Source organism: Vibrio sp. 2132-1, assembly GCF_033344315.1.
This window is the reverse complement of sequence record NZ_JAWPON010000406.1, coordinates 1-663: the sequence shown is the minus strand read 5'-3', so window position 1 is coordinate 663 and position 663 is coordinate 1. Positions and strand designations below refer to the sequence as shown.

Below are 663 nucleotides of genomic sequence, written 5' to 3'. Positions count from 1 at the left end.
TGTGCCAACAAGTAGTTCAAGTTGGTCGAATCCAACAAGGACTTGAAACTCTGACCACTGCCCAATGTGACATCACCGTTATCAACGTCGCCGGTTGTTTTGATGTCGACAATGCGGTTGTTTCCAACCGATACACCCGCGCGCCAATCCACACCGAGCTGACGTAAATCGTTTGCGCTAATGTCCACAATAGATAACGCAACCTCGATACGAGATTGTGGCTGATCGAGTTGAGCGACCAGCTTGCGATATAACGGCAGTCTTGCTTGGGTATCACGAACGATGATCGCATTCAGCCCCGGCTCCGCTTCTACAGTTGCACCGCCGTGCACAGACGCAGTTTTGCCGCGAGGTTTCGCTGCTTCTGCGGGTAATCCGTTTACAGGCGATGTTTGTACAGACGCAGAATCCGTAATTTGAGTTTGAACACCGCCAACCACACGGCTCAATACCGAAGCAATCCCCGGAACGGTAATGCTTTGGTCGCGATACGAGATACTTCTGTCCGTTGCTGAGGCATATTTAAGCGGAATGAGTTCCACAAACAGCTCATCCGTCGAATTGGACTTTTGCAGCAATCGGCTCTCTAACGCTTCTGCGGTTTGCACCACCAACTCAACGTAACGCGGCGGCCCAGCTAGATATACCAGCCCTTTGTTCTCG

General features: G+C 51.4%; 1 pseudogene. It reads right to left on the bottom strand.

Annotation, left to right across the window (positions count from 1 at the left end):
* Positions 1 to 663: pseudogene (vscC, locus tag R8N47_RS25700) on the bottom strand (SctC family type III secretion system outer membrane ring subunit VscC); the annotation flags it as partial.